The sequence below is a fragment of the Streptomyces sp. NPDC050534 genome, from assembly GCF_044457745.1.
Classification (GTDB): Bacteria; Actinomycetota; Actinomycetes; order Streptomycetales; family Streptomycetaceae; genus Streptomyces.
Genome location: NZ_JBITHF010000001.1, coordinates 629,251 through 646,192, shown reverse-complemented (window position 1 = coordinate 646,192; position 16,942 = coordinate 629,251). Strand labels below are relative to the sequence as shown.

The following is a 16,942-nucleotide window of genomic DNA, read 5'->3' as shown; positions in this document are numbered from 1 at the left end:
ACGGTTCCCGCACAGTTGTCGAACGGCCGTGGTCCTGCGGTCACGGGCGAGACGGCATCACAGTGACGGAAAGTGACACCTTCCGCTACACGGAGTGAGATCCCTCGCTCATGGCGGTGAGCCAGCGGTCCACCGGGCCGAGGCTGATCAATCCGCTGCCCGCTCCCGCGAGTTCACCCGCGGCCGGGGACAGGCGGGCGTGCAGCCGGGCCAGCGTCGCGCGGTCGCCGAGTTCCAGCGCGACCGCGGCCTGGACGCAGCACAGTGCCTCGTAGAGCAGGTCCGCGGGCGGTTCCGGTGCGGCGCGCAGCAGGTCCGCCGCGTTCTCGCGGGCGCCGGCACTCAGGTGGACGTAGGGCTCGATCCACGGGCGGTACGGGCCCCAGTCGTCGGCCGGGTCGACGTGTTCGGCGGCCTGTCGCGCCGACGTGTGGCCGTCCGCCAGGCGCAGGCAGAGCCGGGCGAGGGGGACGAGACCGTGCTCGAGGCCGGGCATGCCGCAGCCGCGCAGTCGCTCCGCGGCGGCCTCGTAGGCGGCCTCGGCCTCGGGCGTCCGTCCGGCGGCGGCCAGTCGCAGTGCGCCGTACCACTGGGTGAAGACGCCGACCAGCGGTCGCTCGTGGCGCTCGGCCAGCCGGTCCGCCGCGGCGGCATGCCCGTCGGCCGCCGGGAAGTCGCCGAGCGCGCTGCGGGCCTGCATGCGGATGAGACGGCCGAGCACCTCGAAGTTCTCCAGGCCGTGGCGTGCGGCCAGTTCGACCAGTTGCGCGCCGATGGCGTCCCGCCGCGCCGCGAGCCCCGCGCGGGTGCAGGACTGCATGAACGCGCCGTTGAGGGCGAACGCCAGCAGGGTGGGGTCGTCCAGGCGGCGGGCGATGTCCTCCGCCTCGCGTGCGGCCTGCGGACCGCGCGGGGAGCGGGTGCCGCGCATCTCCAGGGCGACGGCGGCCAGCAGCCGGCCGCGCGCCACCGTGTGCGTGCCGTCCTGCGGCAGCGCGGCCAGGGCGCGCTCGGCGGCCGCGACGATCTGCCGCGCCTGGTCGGGGTCGTCGCCGCGGGTCCAGACGGCGGGGACGTCGTAGGCACCGATCACCCGGGCGGTCAGGACCGGGTCACCGAACTCCTCCGCCGCGGTGACGGCGGCGAGGCGGTGCTCCTGGGCCGCCCGCAGGCCGCCGCCTCCGGTCACCGCCAGGTTGCGGACCAGCTGGACGGTGGACTCCAGCCGGGCCCGGGCGCCTGCCGCGACCGTGCGGTCGTAGTCCGTGGCCACCTGGGTCCACAGGCGGGCTGCCGCGCTCGACGGCCCGGCCGGGAGGGTGAGGCGTGGGTTCTGCGTGAGGACGTCCGTCTCCAGGCGCCGCAGCCCGGGCCCGGGGTCCACGCCCAACTCCTCGGCCAGCATGGTCCGGGCCCGGCGCAGCACGGCGAGCGCGTCCGCCTGGCGGCCGGCGCGGTACAGCGCGAGGGCCAGCAGCCGCCAGCCCTCCTCACGCCAGGGGTGCTCGCTCACATGGGCGTGGAGGTCGGGTACGGCCTCGGCCGCCCGGCCCAGGTCCAGCCGGACCCGCGCTCGTTGCTCCACCGCACCCAGCCGCAGCTCGGCCAGGCGGGCGCGCTCGCCCCGGGCCCAGTCCTCCTGCGCGAACTCGGCGTAGGCGGGGCCGCGCCACAACTCCAGTGCCCCGTCGAGCTGTTGGAGTGCCTTCGCGGACGGCACCTTGGCCGCGTCGGTGACGGCCGCCTCGAACCGCCAGGCGTCCACGGCGTCCGGCGCGGCGCGCAGCGCGTATCCGGGGCCCTCCGTCACCAGCAGCCGGGCCGGTGCGCGGGCCGGGCGGTCCGGCTCCAGGGCGCGGCGCAGGTCGGCGACGAAGGTCTGCACGGCCCCGGCGGAGCCTGTCCCGGGCTCGTCCCACAGGTCCGCGACGAGGCGGGCGACCGGGACCACCCGCCGGCGCGCCGAGATCAGCCGGGCCAGCACCGCCCGGTGCCGCGGGCCCTTCAGCGGCAGCGCGTCACCGGCGCCGTCCCAGGCCACCACCGGACCGAGCACACCGAAGGTGACCGGTTCCATCCTTGCCTCCCGCGCCTGCCTCACCGGCCACAGTACGTGCTGACCGGATGCTGATTCGCGCGCGGGACGCTCGTCGTGTCCGCCCGAAGGCGGATGCCTGCCGCACCGACGAAAGCAGCGCACCGTGACGTCCAGCATGCACTCCCCGACCACGGCCCGGAGCGGCGTGACCTCCGCCGGGCACGCCGCCTCCCCCGCCCTCGCGCGCCCCACCATTCCCGGCTTCGAGCACCACCGGGTCCCGGTCGCCGACGGGGTCGCGCTCCACGCCGCCGTCGGCGGCTCGGGCAGCCCGGTCCTGCTGCTGCACGGCTTCCCGCAGACCCACCTGATGTGGCGGCACGTCGCCGCCGACCTCGCGGCGGACCACACCGTGATCTGCCCCGACCTGCGCGGCTACGGCGCCAGCGACAAGCCCGCCGACACCGACGGGGCTGCCTACAGCAAGCGCACCATGGCCGCCGACGTGGTGGAGCTGGCCCGCGCGCTCGGCCACGAGCGGTTCGCGCTGGCCGGGCACGACCGCGGCGCCCTGGTCGCCTTCCGCGCCGGGCTCGACCACCCGGCCGCCGTCACGCACCTGGCCTGCCTGGACGTGCTCCCGACGCCGGACATGTGGCAGGTGATGCACGGCGTGGACGCCGCGGTGGGCTTCCACCTCTATCTGATGGCCCAGCCGCCTGGCCTGCCCGAGCGGATGATCGCCGCCGAGCCGGATCTCTTCTTCGGCCACTTCCTGGACCTGTGGGGCGGTGGCCCCGAGACGATTCCGGCCGCCGTGCGCGCCGCGTACCTGGACGCCTGCCGCGCGGCGGTGCCGTCGATCGTGGCCGACTACCGGGCCTCCGCCCGCGTCGACCTGGAGCACGACCGGGCCGACCGGGAGGCGGGCAGGGTGCTGGAGATGCCGGTGACCGTGCTCCAGCAGGACTGGGGCGCGGCCCTCGGCTTCGACGCCCGTGACCTGTGGTCGTCCTGGGCGGCGCAACTGGCCCACCGGACCGTCGGGTTCGGCCACTTCATGGCCGAGGAGGCACCCGAGCGGGTCGCCGGCGAACTCCGGGAACTGCTCACGCGCTGAATCCGCCCAGGGGCCCGACCGCGAAAAACGTTACAGGCGCAGCCGGGGTAGACTGACGTCGCCTTTGAGGACCACGTCGTGCCTGGTCGCACGGCTGCCACAGCGAGGGGGGTGGACGCCATTCCGGCTCGCCCCGCCCGCATCCAGGACGTCGCAGCCGCCGCCGGCGTCTCGGTGTCGACGGTCTCGAACGTGCTCAACCGTCCCGAGCGCGTCAACGCGAGCACCGCCGAGCGGGTCCGCGACGCCGTTGCGGCGCTCGACTACGTGCCCCACCCGGGGGCCGCCGGGCTGCGCACCGGCCACTCGTCCTCGATCGGCCTGGTGCTGCCCGACATCACCAACTCCTTCTACGCGCGCATCGCGAGGGGTGCCGCCGACGCCGCGTACGACCACGGCTACTCACTCGTGCTGTGCCACAGCGGGGACGCGCCGGAGCGCGAGCAGGGCTACTTCACCATGCTGGTCGAGCAGCGGGCCGTGGGCGCCGTGGTCGTCCCGCTCAGCGCCGACCCCACCCGGCTGACACGGCTGCGTGAGCGCGGCATCCCGCTGGTCCTGGCGGACCGTGCGATGCCGGCCCAGGAGGGCTGCTCCGTCTCGGTCGACGACATCGGCGGCGGCCGGACCGCCGTGCAGCACCTGCTGGACTGCGGGGCCCGCGACATCCTCGTGGTGAACGGCGAGCGTTCGATACGGCAGTGCGCCGACCGCTATCAGGGCGCCCGTCAGGCCGTGCGCAGCCGGCGTACGGCGCGGCTGGGCCAACTGGTCGCCGAGGAGATGACGGTGGCGTACGGCCTGGAGGTCGCCCGCGGTCTGACCGAACTGCCCGACGGGGTGTTCTGTACCAACGACTTCCTCGCCGCCGGGCTGTGCCGCGGCCTGGCCGAGCGCGATGTGAAGGTCCCCGAGGACGTGCAGGTGGTGGGCTACGGCGACCTCGACATCGCGAGCTTCGTCGGTACGACCCTCACCACGGTCCGCCAGCCCGTCGAGGACCTCGGCAGGGCCGCCGTGGAGATGCTGCTCGACGAGGTGGAGGCCCGCGCCGAACACACCCATGAGACAAGGGTGTTCGCGCCCGATCTGGTCCTGCGGGACTCCACCAGGTCACTGCCCGGCGTCTGATGTGCGCACGTGCAGCGTCACCGGTCCCAGCAGTCCGGACGGCCGCTGGGAGGGGAACGCCCAGGCGGTCGGGGTGGCTTCGGCGAGATACGGGGCCAGGGTGTTGTGGACGGTGACCTCGATCCGCACGGTGCGCCCGGCGGCACCCGGCAGTTCGAAGCGGTACGGAGCGCAGAACGCCTCGCCGACCGGAGCGCCGTCGACGACGACCGCGACGCTGCCACGCACCTGCCCGAGGTCGAGCACCGGGTCCGGCCCGTCGGGCACCTCCACGTCGCGCGCGTAGGTGACACCACCGCTCCAGCTGCCCAGTCCCAGTGACCGCCACTCCCCCAGCGGCAGAGGGGCAGGCGCGGTGCGGACGCGCACCGGTCCGCGCCAGGCGGAGCCGCCTCGCAGGACGGCCGTGGGCTCGGTGACCACCTCGATCTCCGTCGGCTCCGGCAGGGGTTGACCGAGCGTCAGCACCTGTGCGTCGAGCGGTCGTTCGGCGCCGTCCGCGACCCGCACCCGCGCGGGCAGCTCCAGCGGCAGGTCGAGGGCGACGGTGCCGGGCGGGACGGTGAAGCGGAAGTGCTGTGCGCTCGCGCGGACGTCGTCGGTGGAGCGCAGCGGCAGGACGGGACCGCCGAGCACCGGGGCGCCGGTGAGCCATGAGGTGTCCGGCAGCGGGTGCGGCCGTACGGCGGCGTGGCAGTGCTGCAACTCCCCCCACCGGCCCTCGTGTTCGACGGTGTGTCCGCGCCACTCCCCCGTCCGGGCCTCCCAGCCGGGGCCGCTGACGAGCGCGGTCGCCTCGGGTCCCGTGGCGGCCACGAGGTCTACGTACACCGCGTCCCGTGCGCGGACGCTGTCGGACACGACGTCGAGCACGTGCTCGCCCGCCGTCAGGGCCAGTTCGTGCCGGAAGAACATCGGCACCGCGCCCCAGTCGGACTCGTAGTACTCGACCTTCTCCTGCCGTGCCACGACGGCGCCGTCGAGCAGCACGGTGACCCCGGCCGCGGCACCGACCACGAGTACCGCCGGCGCATCGTCACCGGCCACGCTCAGCCGGCCCCGGTAGGTGACGCCGCCGTCCGGCCGTACCCCGTCGGGCAGACACATGAAGCGGGGACGCGGCACGAACGCGTCCGGGAGGGTAAGGCAGAAGTAACTGCCCAGCGGAGCATGGGCCTTGGCCGAGATCGCGGACGGGCGGTCCTCGGTGTCGGACAGCTCGTACTCCAAGACGTTGTACCGCCGCTCCACCTCCACCCGGGCGGTCGCCAGGTAGCCGGTGCCGGTGGCCTGCCGCTCGCCGTTCCACCACACGTGCTTGGCCGCCTCCGCGCCGACGTGCAGGTCGGCCGATCCGCGGTGGCGGGTCTCGACGACGGCGCGGACCCGGGCGACGGTTCCGGGCCCCGGCACCGGGACCCGTACGAACTCCTCGGTCACCAACCCCTTGTTGCCCAGCAGTCCTTCGGGGTCCGGGGTGCCGCGGCTCGACGAGAACAGCGCCACGGTCCAGCTCTCGTCCCAGGGGGCCAGGGGCAGTTCCCCGGCCAGGACGCGCGCGGCGGACGCGCGGTCGAGCGGTTCGGGGGCCTTCGCGGCGGGCACCGGCGCCAGGACGCGCACCCGGTTGCCGTAGGTCGCCCGCGTCCGCTGCCAGTTCGCGTCGGGGGCAGCGGACTCGGTCCACTGCATGGTCCAGATCTGCGGTTCGTCGAGGGACGTCCCGGCGGGCAGCGCGAGGTCGCCCCAGGTGTTGTCCATGGTGGGGACCAGCCGGCCCTGCCAGCCGGTCGACAAGTCGACCGTGACGACCGGTTCGGCAGGTTCGGCCTGTTGCAGGGGTGCCTGGGGTGGTGGCGAGGTGCCTTCGCGCCATACGAGGAGGGCGGCGGGGGCGCCGTCCAGCGGCACCTCCACGGTCGAGGTGCCGTCGGCGACGGTGACGCGGGCGGGGCGCCGGGTGCCGGTCGCCGGGTTCCAGATCTCGGCCTCGGCCACCGGAGCGCGCACGGTGACGGACCTGGCGCGGGCGTAGCGTGCGGGGTCGATGTCGTGGCTTCCCCTGGGCGGGTGCGTACGGGCGTCGGGGAAGGCGCCCGTCACCAGGGCGATGCCGGTCTCACCCTGCCGCCTGACGAGGAGCGGCACGTCGCCGGTCGCGTGTCCGGCGGTGCCGGCCACGGTGAGCGCCGCGGCCTCGGCGTCGCTCGCCCGCTCCAGCCCGGGATGAGCGCTCAGCGCCGCCACGGCGGAGTCGTCGCCGGCGAGTCCCGCCGCCGTCGCGGGCGGACGGCCCACCGCCACCACCCGGCCGCCGGTGTCGAGCAGTTCGGTCAGCCGGCGCGCCGTGCCCTCCTCCATGACGCTCGCCGAGGGCAGCAGTACGGCGGTGTAGGCCAGGTCGCCGATCCGCAGGGCGCCCCCCGCGGCCGTGGCCCGCTGCACCGAGGCGTCGTCGACGACGTCGAAGGAGACGCGGTGCCGGTCCAGCGAACCGACGTGCGGCCGCAGCCAGTTGTTGGTGCCGCACAGGTCCAGGTAGTGCCGCTGCGTCTCGTCGACGTCGGCGTGGGCGTCACCGAGGCGGCCGTCGCCGAAGTGCTTGACGGGGGCGTCCAGCGGGATGAGGGCCTGCATGGTGGCGGTGGGGTGCAGGACCGCCACGTCGGCGCTGTAGGTGCCCCAGGACATCAGGGAGCAGATCCGGGCGACGGCGCGGGAGAAGGCCGGGTACTGCTGCCAGTAGGGCTGACGCCAGTCGGTGGAGGGCGGCGCCCACTCGAACCAGCCGCCCGCGGTGCCGAAGTAACTGGCGTGCGGGTTGTAGAGGTTGGCGCCGCTGCGCAGGAACGGCAGCAGCCAGTCGTAGGTGTCCTCCAGGGTGCCGCCCCAGCCGGAGGAGTGGAACGCCTCGATCCAGACCCGCTCGTGTCCGTAGAGGTGGGCCATGGAGGAGTGGACCTTGGAGTCTCCGTGATGGTCGCTGCCCGCGGCGCCGTACCAGCGGTGCGTGCGGAAGTAGTCCGAGTAGATCTGTGTGGACTGGGCCGGGAAGCCGGAGCGCGCGGGGTGGCTCTGGTCGCAGCCCAGGAGCATGCCGCGCTCTTCGTGCCAGGCGGCGAGGGGCTTGAACAGGGCCTCTTCGGTGAGTTCGGCGCGGACCGCGTAGTAGTCGGCACGGACCTTCGCCGCGCGGGCGCCGACCGCGCTGTCGGTGGCCCCGGTGGCTTCGGTGGCCTCGGTGGTCCCGTGGAACAGGGCCGGCAGGTGGTCCAGCAGATCGTAGCCGCGGCGGGCGCGGAAGGCTTCGGGGAAGCCGCGGCCGAAGGCGTTGGTGCCGGGCAGTTCGTCCTGGAAGCTGCCCGCGATCACGTTGCCCAGGTAGGCGGGGACGCGGCGGTCGAACTCGTGGTGCACGGCGTCCATCAGCAGGCCGACGGCCCGTGGGTCCAGGTAGTCGAAGGCCGTGGGGACGGCGGTGACGAGCTCGACCTCGCTGCCGTCGGCCGTCTCGATCCGCGTCCCGTCCGCGGGCAGGCGCCGGCCCTCCGTGGAGTAGGCGCCCACGAGGGTCTCCGAACTTCCCAGCAGAACCGCGCCGTTGGCGACGGTCACCCTGCAAGAGCGCAGGGCCAGTCCGGTGGCTTCGGGGTGCCAACGGGTGACGCCGCCCTGGACGTTGGCACCGGAGAAGCCGATCTGGTCGTAGAACCACAGGCGTGTGCCCAGGTCACCGGCGATCTCGCAGGCGTCGGTGAAGCGGGCCCACCACTCCTCGCCGAACCAGGCCGGTTCGTCGGCCCGGGCGCCGAAACTCGGCCCGGCGGGCGCCAGGTTGATCACGACGAGGTTGTGGATGCCGCCCTCGGCGAACCGGCGCATCTGCCAGGCGAGCCGCTCGCGGGTGACCCTCGCGCCCGACCACCACCACAGCGGGGTGGGGCCGAAGTCCCGGGGCGGGTCGTCGAACAGCTGCTGCAGCGCGGAGGAGATCACGAATACGGTCCTTCCGAGTACGGCTGAGGCACCCTCACGGATCAAAAACGTTTTACACGGGTCGCGTCATCGACCACCTGGAATGTTGGCACCGGATCCGAAGAGCGGGAAGGAGGCTGTCGCGTCTTCCTGCAAATGGGTGCATGAGGGGTTGTTGGAACGTTTTTCTGACCCTATATTCACTGCGCATCGGCCTCAGCGCCGCGACGTCCCCCTCCGCTCGGCCCCTCCCCAGACGACGGAGTCGCATCATGGTCCAGAACCCGACTGCTCCAGCACGCTCGGAACAACCCATCCCCTGGCGGTTGTGGAAGGTCGCGGCCCTGTCGGGCATGGCCTCCTATCTCGACGCCGCCCTCATCGTCAGCATCGCCGTCAACCTGGCCATCTACCGCGACCACTACGACATGGGCGTGTGGATGGCGGGCGCGATCAGCGCGATCGTCACGGGCTGCATCGCCGTAGGCTCCCTGGTCGGCGGCCGGCTGGCCGACATGTTCGGGCGCCGCCGCGTCTACAACTGGGACATCTTCTGCTACGCGGTGGGCGCGGTCGTCATCACCCTGGCGCCGAACGACATCGTGCTGTTCATCGGCGTGCTCGTGGCGGGACTCGCGGCCGGTGCCGACCTGCCGACCTCCCTGGCCGTGGTCTCGGACGCCGCACCCGCCGAAGGCAGGGCGCGTCTTGTGTCGTTCACGCAGGTCATGTGGGTGGCGGGCATCGTCGTCGTCATCTTCCTCGGCTACCTGCTGTCGGACTCGGGCATGACCGGCGCGCGGATCATCACCGGCCATCTGGCCGTCGCCGCACTGGTCACCTGGCAGCTCCGCTCCCGCCTCGAACTGGCCGACGAGCCCTCGGACACGGAGGTGGCCCAGGAGGCGGCCGCGCTGGACGCCCCGCGCGGCATCGAGCTGAAGAACGTGCTGAACCGTGCCGCGCTGCTGCCGATGGCCGCGACGTTCGCCTACTACGTCACCTGGGGCATCGGCGCGAACACCTTCGGCCAGTTCGGCACCTACCTGCTCGTCACGGTGAGCGGCGCCTCGCAGAGCCTGGCCACCGGGATCAACCTGGCCTTCCTGCCCATCGCGCTGGTGCTGACGTTCGTCTTCGTCCGGCTCGCCGACACCCCCTGGCGCGACCGGCTGTTCTACGTCTTCACGGTCGTGCAGATCCTCGCCTTCTGCATCGCCTCCCTCACGGCCGGCGCCCTGGCCGGCATGCTCGTCTTCTTCGTGCTCTACCAGATCTCCAACCCCTTCGCGGGGGAGGCGAGTTACAAGGTGTGGTCGCAGCTCACGCTGCCCCCGGACACCCGCGGCACCACGCAGGGCCTCACCTACGCCCTGTCGCGCGGGGTCTTCGCGGGCGTCGCCTTCGTCACGCCGGCCCTGATGGAGTACAGCGCCTCCGTCCTGCTCTGGTCGATCACCGCCTGCATGGCGGCGTCCGCGGTCGCGGGCGTCTACATCGTCCGGGTCCTGATCCGGCGCACCCTCGGCGTCCCGCACACCCCGACGGACCTGCGCGTGGCCCCGACCTGAAGCGCAGCAGACCCCGCGACCCACGAGGAGCACCGACCATGACCACCGCCGAACACCCCACGTCCGTCGCAAAGTTGCTGCCCCCGGTACGCCGCCGCCGGACCCGGATCGGCCTGGTGGCCGGCGGACTCGGCACGTACTGGCCCCAATTTCCCGGACTGCTGCCGCAGTTGCGGGAGTCGGCCCGGTACGTCGCCGAGCGGCTCGGGGGCATGGACACGGAGGTGACGGACGTCGGCTTCATCTCCGACGCCGAGGAAGGGGCGGCCGCCGCCGAGGAGCTGCGCAAGGCCGACTGCGATCTGATCGTGCTGTTCCTGACGACGTATCTCACCTCCTCGATGGTGCTGCCGATCGCCCGCCGCTCGCACACGCCCGTGCTGGTCATCGACCTCCAGCCGTCCGAGCGGATGGATCACGCCTCCTTCGACACCGGGGCCTGGCTGGCCTACTGCGGGCAGTGCCCGGTGCCCGAGGTCGGCAACGTCTTCCGCCGGGCCGGCATCCCCTTCCGGTCGGTCTCGGGCTGGCTGCGCCAGGAGACGGCCTGGCGGCGCATCGAGCAGTGGATCCGCGCGGCGCACGTCCGCGCCGCGCTCAGGCACGCCCGGCACGGCCTGATGGGGCACCTGTATCCCGGCATGCTCGACGTCTCGACCGACCTGACGCTGCTGCCCACGACGTTCGGCTCGCACGTGGAGGTGCTGGAGTTCGACGACCTGCGACACCGGGTGGAGCAGGTGACCGAGGCGGAGACCCGCGACCGCGTGCAGCTCGCGCGGCAGGTCTTCACCCTCGACGACAGCGTGGCCGACGAGGACTTCGCGTGGGGATCGACCGTCTCCGTCGCCCTCGACCGGCTGGTGGAGGACTTCGGGCTCGACACGCTCGCCTACTACCACCGCGGGCTCGACGGCGAGCTGCACGAGCGGCTCGGCGCCGGCATGATCCTGGGCGCCTCGCTGCTCACCGCGCGGGGCGTGCCCGCGGCCGGCGAGTACGAACTACGGACCAGTGTCGCCCAGTTGGCCTCGCAGAGCGTGGGCGCCGGAGGCTCGTTCACCGAGATCCAGGCCCTGAACTTCGAGGACGGCGTGGTGGAGATGGGCCACGACGGCCCGGCTCATCTGGCCGTGAGCGCCCGCGACCCGCTGCTGCGCGGGCTGGGCGTCTACCACGGCAAGCGCGGCTGGGGCGTCAGCGTGGAGTTCGACGTCCAGCACGGCCCCGTCACCCTGCTGGGGCTCGGCCAGGACGCCGACGGCAGCCTGTCCTTCGTCACGTCGGAGGGCACCGTCGTGCCCGGCCCCCTGCTGGAGATCGGCAACACCACGAGCCGGGTCGACTTCGGCCGGGACCCCGGCGAGTGGGTGGACGCGTGGAGCGCGACGGGCGTGGGCCACCACTGGTCCCTCGCGGTCGGCAGGCACGCGGCCGACTTCCGGGCCGCGGCGAGCCTGCTCGGGATCGACCACCGGGAGGTGTGAGCGAGCCCGACGCGAGCCTCACATCGCGCCGGGCGGCGCCGAGGCCCTCCAGGCGCTGCCCTGCGTTCCGCCGTGAGCCTGATCCGCGGCCCGTCCCACGGCACGGCGCCGCACGCGCAGGCGGTCCGGTCGAGAAGGTGGGCAGTCCGTCGCCGTACGACAGGGCGACGGCCCACCGTCTCGAGGAGAGCTTCGTGCGCCTGCACCCCGTCGCGGCTGCCCTGGCCTCGTCCGTCCTGCTGGCCTCGCCGGTCCGGGCGGAGTCCTCCACCCCCTCCGTGGCCGAGGCCGCGCGTGCCGTGGCCGATCCCGCCGCCTACGTCAATCCGTTCGTCGGTACGGCCCCGGGCGGCACCGACTTCGGTCACGGCGGAGGGGCCGGGAACACCTTCCCCGGGGCTTCGGCGGCGCTGGGCGGGGTCCAGTGGAGCCCCGACACCGTCACGCACCAGCACGGCGGCTACGCGTACAAGGACAACCGCATCCGCGGCTTCAGCCTCACGCACATCTCCGGTGCGGGCTGCGACGACTACGGCAACGTGCCGTTCATGCCGCTCACCGGCCGCCCTGACCCGGACCCCGCGGCCCGGCACGCCACCTTCTCCCACGCCAACGAGCAGGCGTCGCCCGGCAGTTACGGCGTCACCTTCGACAACGGCATCCGTACGCAGATCGCCGCCACCCAGCGCTCCGGCATCGCACGCTTCACCTATCCCGCCGACGACGCGCGGCCCGCCGGCCTGACGGTGGACGCCGGACGGGCGTTCAACAAGGCCACCGGAGACATCACCATCAGCACGCGCACCCTGTCCGGCTACACCGACAGCGGCGCCTTCTGCGGCTCCACGAACCGCTACCGCCTCTACTTCCACGCCGTCTTCGACCAGCCCTTCGCCCACGCCGAGCACCTGGACGGCAAGGCGTCCGGCGCGTACGTCTCCTTCGCGCCCGGCACCCATACGGTCACCGCCCGGGTGGGGGTGTCCTTCGTCGACCTCGACGGCGCCCGCCGCAACGCCACCGCGGAACAGGGCAGCAGTTCCTACGACTCCGTCCAACAGGCCACCCGCGACCGCTGGAACGAGTGGCTGGGCCGGATCGCCGTCACCGGCGGCACCGAGACCCAGCGCCGGGTCTTCTACACCGCGCTCTACCACGCGCTGCTGCACCCCAGTGCCTTCAGCGACACCGACGGCCGCTACCGGGGAATGGACGGCCAGGTCCACCACACCCGGGCCGGGCATGTGCAGTACGCGAACTTCTCCGGCTGGGACGTCTACCGCTCCCAGGTCCAGCTGCTCGCCCTGCTCGCCCCGCACGAGGCCTCCGACGTCGCCCGGTCGATTCTCGAACAGGGCCTTCAGGCGGGGTACTTCGACCGGTGGACGCTGGCGAACGGCGGCACCCGCGTCATGGTCGGCGACCCGCTGCCGGCGATGGCCGCCGCCATCCACGCCTTCGGCGGCACGGACTTCGACGCCGCGGCGCTGCTGCGTACGGCGGTTGCGGGCCGCACCGACGACCGGCAGCGGCCGGGGCACGAGCTCTACGACACCCTGGGCTACATCCCGGCCGGCACCAAGGGCGTCTGGGGCACCGCGTCCACCACGCTGGAGTACGCGGTCGCCGACGGCGCGCTCGCCCGCCTGGCCGGCCGCCTCGGTGACACGGGCACCCAGGCGGCCCTCGCCCGCGCCGCCGGCAACTGGCGCCATCTGTTCAACCCCGCCAGCGGCTACCTCCAGCCCCGCTCCGCCGACGGGAGCTGGCCGGCCTTCACTCCCGCCCAGCGCACCGACTACGTCGAGGGCAACGCGGCCCAGTACACGTGGATGGTCCCGCAGGAGCTGCCCGCGCTGTTCACCGCCATGGGCGGCGACACCGCGGTCGCCTCACGCCTGGACACCTTCTTCACCGAACTCAACGCGGGCGCCGACAAGCCGTACGCCTATCTCGGCAACGAGCCGTCCTTCGGGACCCCTTGGGCGTACGACTACGCGGGGCGCCCCGACCGCACCCAGGACACCGTGCGCCGCGCCCTCACCACCCTGTTCGCCGACCGCCCCGACGGCCTGGTCGGCAACGACGACCTGGGAGCGATGTCCTCCTGGGCGGTCTGGGCCAGTCTGGGCATGTACCCCCAGGTCCCGGGAAGTCCTCAACTCGCCCTGGCCAGCCCGCTGTTCCCCACGGTCACGGTGCACCGCGGCAACGGCGTCACCCTCAAAGTCCTCGCCCCGGACGCCTCCGCGGCACGTTCGCGCGTACGCTCGCTGAACCTGGACGGCCGCCCCGTCGGCAGTCCTTTCCTGCCGTCCTCCTTCGTGGCCAGGGGCGGTGTCCTCCGCTTCCGGCTGACCTCCCCGTGAGCGGGCCACCGGCCACGGATTGGCCCGCGACGGGGACTTGGCCCACCTGACAGGCTGCGGCTCCCCGGGTCGTGAGGAGTCGCCATGCAGGTAGCCGTCGTCACCTTCGACGGATTCAACGAGCTCGACAGCTTCATCGCCTCCGCGCTGATCAACCGGTGCCGCAAGGACGGCCTGGAGGCCTTCATCACGACGCCCGCCGCGGTGGTGACGTCGATGAACGGCGTCGAGGTGACCGGGCAACGCCCGCTGGAGTTCGCGACCGAGGCCGAAGTCGTGCTCATCGGCAGCGGCGTGCGGACGCGTGACGTGGTCGCCGACGAGAGGCTGATCTCCAGGCTGCCGCTCGACCCCACGCGGCAGTTGATCGGCGCGCAGTGCTCCGGCGCGCTGGTGCTGGCCCGGCTCGGTCTGCTGGGCACCATGCCCGCCTGCACGGACGTCAAGAGCCGGCCCTACGTCGAGGCTTGCGGCGTCACCGTGCTGGACGCGCCGTTCCACGCCGAGGGCAACATCGCCACCGCGGGCGGCTGCCTGTCCTCGCAGTACCTCGCCACCTGGGTGATCACCCGGGCTCTGGGCGAGACCGCCGCCCGCGCTGTGCTCGACTACGTCGCTCCGGTCGGCGAGAACGAGGAGACGGTCGGGCGGGCGTTGCGCGCCGTCGGCGCGGGCGAGGCCGCCGCGCTGCGCGGCTGAGGGCGCGCCGGTCCGGTCAGCCGGCCGCGGTCGCGACCACGAGGCCGAAGCCGATCAGTACGACGCCCGTGACCCGGCCGAGCATGCGCCGGGTCCGCGGCCGGTCGAGGAGGTGCCCGGAAGAAGACGGCGTTCTTCGGGTTGAGGACGTTGCCGACCAGGCCGGTCCGCCACGGGCTTCCGCCGGTGGGCCGGGGGTGTGTGCCGACCGGAGCGGGAGCGGTCCGGCGGCTGTGCCACAGGGACTGCGTGCCGAGGAACACCAGGTGGCAGGCGCCAGCGAGCTTGACGGCCAGGTAGGCCGCCGGTGCGGCGGCCAGCACAGCCGCGAGGCCGGCCACAGTCAGCGCGCCCCGGGGTCAGCGCACGCGCCGCATCGTCACCGTCGTCCGCCGCGGCGGCAGCAGGCACCCCGCAGTCCTGGCCTGCGGATCCGCCCTCGCACAGGCGGCGGACCAACTCGCGCCAGGACCGTAGGAGTTCGTGGTTGTCATCGGTGTCTCAGGCACGCAGGAAGCGCAAGGCGCGGGCGGCGGCATGCGCGCCGCACATGCCGTGGGCGCCGGCGCCGGGCGGGGTGGCCGCCGAGCACAGGTAGTGGCCGGGCACCCCGGTGTCGTAGGGCTGGAGGGTGGGGCGGGGGCCGAAGACGAGGCGGCCGGTGCTCGTGGCGCCGGTCATGATGTCGCCGCCGACGTGGTTGGGGTTGTACTCGGCGAATCCGGGCGTGGTACGCACCGCGGTCCCGACGATCCGGTCCCGGAACCCCGGTGCGAACCGCTCGATCTGCGCGGTGATCGCCTCGGTGGCGTCGCCGGTGTAGCCGTTCGGGACGTGGGCGTAGGACCACACGGGGTGGACGTCGCCGGCCGACCGGGACGGGTCGGCCAGGTACTGCTGCCCGACCAGGACGAACGGCCGCTCGGGCATCCGCCCGGCGTGGATGTCCCGCTCCGTGGCCGCGATCTCGGCGTAGGTGCCGCCGACGTGCACCGTGCCGGCCCTGCGCGCCGACTCGGCCCGCCAGGGGACACCGCCCTCGACCGCGAAGTCGACCTTGAAAGCGCCCGGACCGAAGCGGTAGCGACGGTAGGCGCGGGCGATCCGGGGCGGCAGCAGATCGCCGAGGATGTCGGCCAGGGCCGTGGGCGCGACGTCCCAGAGGGTGACGTCCGCGCGCGGGAGCCGCGCCGCCGAGCGCACCCGGACCCCGGTCTCGATCGTCCCTCCCAACTCGATGACGCACGCCGCCAGTGCGTCGGTGATACGGCGCGAGCCGCCCACGGCGACCGCCCAGCCGTAGTGGTGTCCCGCGGTGACGATGCCCAGCCCGACGCTCGCGGTCAGCAGCCGCTCCAGGGGATGGAACGCGTGCGCCGCGACGCCGGCCCACAGAGCTCTGGCCTGTTTGGTCCTGAACGCCCGCGCCGGCAGGGACGCGGGGGCGAGCGCGGGAAGGCCGAAGCGGGCGAGCTGAACGGGGTGCCGGGGAAGGCGCAGGAGCGGGCCCATGATGTCGTCGGCGAAGGTGCCGAACGCCGCCGAGGGGCCCTCGAACAGCCGCCGCCAGACCTCGCCGTCGGGGCCGAGACCGGAGGCGGTGGCGGTCACCGAGCGGTGCAGCGCCCCGGCCGTGCCGCCGTCCAGCGGATGCGCGCAGTCGATCTCCGGCCACGCCCAGCGCAGACCGTGACGGTCGAGGCCGAGCTCGTTCAGGAACGACGAGCCCACGGCCATGGGGTGGATGGCCGAGCAGTGGTCGTGCAGCAGGCCCGGCAGGATCGCCTCGCCGGAGCGGGTGCCACCGCCGATCCGGTCGGCCGCCTCCAGCACCGTGACCCGCACGCCGGCCCGGGCCAGCGCGACGGCGGCCGCCAGGCCGTTGGGCCCGGCCCCCACGACGGTCGCTGTGCTCATGAGGTGCCGCCTTTCCGGAGGTCCCCGCCATGCCTACGGCACGGGCGCCTCCGACACCGGACGAACGGCCCCGCGGTCGCCGCCGCTCGCCTGCCTAGTGCTGTGACCGGAAAGGTTTGCCGGAAGGCTCGCGGCGTCCGGTGCGGTGCATCGCAAGGCGGAGCATCGCCCGCGTACTGGATGTACTCGGGTGATGCGACAACGCGGCGAGGTGCCGTGCCGGGCGTCGCGAGCCGGTGAACCTTTCCGGTCACAGCACTAGCGCGAGACGGCCTGGTCGTTCGGGCCCGGTCCCCTGCGGGCGGTGCCACTCTCGCGGCTCACCTCGTGGTGCCGGCCGTCGGGGCCCGGCAGCGGCTTGAGGTCGACCTGGATGCGGTGCGTGTTGTCGCGGCTCACCGAGCCGCCCAGCCGGGCCTCGACCACGCCCAGCCGCAGCCCCGCCCCGCCCTCGCCGGCCCGGTGGAACTGCACCGAGAACTCCAGGCTGACCTGCTCCACGCTGAACCGCCAGTCGCTCTCGGCCCCTTCGGCCTGGGCCCGCGCCAACTCCGCACGCACCGTGCCGATGGCCTCCGCGAGACCGACAGGTTCCGTATCCCCCATGTCAACACACCGCCGACTTCCGTAAATTG

General features: G+C 73.4%; 11 protein-coding genes. 6 read left to right on the top strand and 5 right to left on the bottom strand.

Annotation, left to right across the window (positions count from 1 at the left end; genetic code table 11):
- Positions 1–85: 85 nt before the first annotated feature.
- A complete protein-coding gene (locus tag ACIBN2_RS02875) occupies positions 86–2,077 on the bottom strand; it encodes a BTAD domain-containing putative transcriptional regulator (RefSeq protein ID WP_399132312.1) in 1,992 nt (663 codons plus the stop codon).
- 124 nt (positions 2,078–2,201) lie between these two features.
- Between ACIBN2_RS02875 and ACIBN2_RS02870 the strand changes: the two genes are divergently transcribed.
- Positions 2,202–3,158, top strand: a complete 957-nt coding sequence (locus tag ACIBN2_RS02870; protein ID WP_399132311.1) for an alpha/beta fold hydrolase — start codon at positions 2,202–2,204, stop codon at positions 3,156–3,158.
- A gap of 111 nt (positions 3,159–3,269) precedes the next feature.
- Positions 3,270–4,289: a LacI family DNA-binding transcriptional regulator gene (locus ACIBN2_RS02865; protein WP_399132310.1), complete on the top strand. Its 1,020-nt coding sequence runs from the start codon at positions 3,270–3,272 to the stop codon at positions 4,287–4,289.
- Here the strand turns inward: ACIBN2_RS02865 and ACIBN2_RS02860 are convergent.
- Positions 4,272–8,285 (bottom strand): hypothetical protein, encoded by a 4,014-nt coding sequence (locus ACIBN2_RS02860; protein ID WP_399132309.1) that lies wholly within the window; start codon positions 8,283–8,285, stop codon positions 4,272–4,274. The genes ACIBN2_RS02865 and ACIBN2_RS02860 overlap by 18 nt on opposite strands.
- A gap of 251 nt (positions 8,286–8,536) precedes the next feature.
- Between ACIBN2_RS02860 and ACIBN2_RS02855 the strand changes: the two genes are divergently transcribed.
- From ACIBN2_RS02855 to ACIBN2_RS02840, 4 genes are all read left to right on the top strand, one after another.
- Positions 8,537–9,835: an MFS transporter gene (locus ACIBN2_RS02855; RefSeq protein WP_399132308.1), complete on the top strand. Its 1,299-nt coding sequence runs from the start codon at positions 8,537–8,539 to the stop codon at positions 9,833–9,835.
- Between the two features lie 38 nt (positions 9,836–9,873).
- Positions 9,874–11,322, top strand: coding sequence for an arabinose isomerase (locus ACIBN2_RS02850; protein WP_399132307.1), 1,449 nt, complete (start codon positions 9,874–9,876; stop codon positions 11,320–11,322).
- 137 nt (positions 11,323–11,459) lie between these two features.
- Positions 11,460–13,691 (top strand): GH92 family glycosyl hydrolase, encoded by a 2,232-nt coding sequence (locus tag ACIBN2_RS02845; RefSeq protein WP_399132306.1) that lies wholly within the window; start codon positions 11,460–11,462, stop codon positions 13,689–13,691.
- Positions 13,692–13,775: 84 nt separating this feature from the next.
- Positions 13,776–14,390 carry a DJ-1/PfpI family protein gene (locus ACIBN2_RS02840; protein ID WP_399132305.1) on the top strand — a complete coding sequence of 205 codons (615 nt, stop codon included), beginning with the start codon at positions 13,776–13,778 and terminating at the stop codon, positions 14,388–14,390.
- Here the strand turns inward: ACIBN2_RS02840 and ACIBN2_RS02835 are convergent.
- The 3 genes from ACIBN2_RS02835 to ACIBN2_RS02825 all read right to left on the bottom strand — a co-directional run bounded on the left by ACIBN2_RS02835 (position 14,300) and on the right by ACIBN2_RS02825 (position 16,913).
- Positions 14,300–14,713, bottom strand: a complete 414-nt coding sequence (locus tag ACIBN2_RS02835; RefSeq protein WP_399132870.1) for a hypothetical protein — start codon at positions 14,711–14,713, stop codon at positions 14,300–14,302. The genes ACIBN2_RS02840 and ACIBN2_RS02835 overlap by 91 nt on opposite strands.
- 178 nt (positions 14,714–14,891) lie before the next feature.
- Entirely contained in the window at positions 14,892–16,307 is a 1,416-nt protein-coding gene (locus ACIBN2_RS02830; RefSeq protein WP_399132304.1) for a phytoene desaturase family protein, read from the bottom strand.
- A gap of 258 nt (positions 16,308–16,565) precedes the next feature.
- Positions 16,566–16,913: a trypco2 family protein gene (locus ACIBN2_RS02825; protein ID WP_399132303.1), complete on the bottom strand. Its 348-nt coding sequence runs from the start codon at positions 16,911–16,913 to the stop codon at positions 16,566–16,568.
- Positions 16,914–16,942: the final 29 nt, after the last annotated feature.